This window comes from Haloferax profundi, from assembly GCF_001469865.1.
GTDB lineage: Archaea > Halobacteriota > Halobacteria > Halobacteriales > Haloferacaceae > Haloferax > Haloferax profundi.
This window is the reverse complement of the sequence record NZ_LOPV01000639.1, coordinates 1-311: the sequence shown is the minus strand read 5'-3', so window position 1 is coordinate 311 and position 311 is coordinate 1. Positions and strand designations below refer to the sequence as shown.

Below are 311 nucleotides of genomic sequence, written 5' to 3'. Positions count from 1 at the left end.
CGAGTGCGCGTCTGACGAGTTCCGTACTCTCGATGTCATTCACTTCGGCTGCGTTGTACACCCGTCCGTTCGGCACATACGTCCACTCTGGCTGAAATGACTCCAGATACGCGTCGAGTTCCTTCGGCGCGAGTGGTGACTCTCCAACTGCTTCGAGTACGGCATCAAGAGCGTGAACGGTCTCTGCTCCCAGGAATCCTTCATGGCGAGATGGGACCTCAACCTGTTCGATGGTTCCGCCACGGTGTTCAATCTCTTCTTGCATGTACTCGTGGAGCACCGGATGTTGTTCACCGCTAACCACGTGAGTC

General features: G+C 55.9%; 1 pseudogene. It reads right to left on the bottom strand.

Going from position 1 to position 311, the window contains the following annotated elements:
• Positions 1-311: pseudogene (locus AUR66_RS22950) on the bottom strand (Mur ligase family CapB protein); the annotation flags it as partial.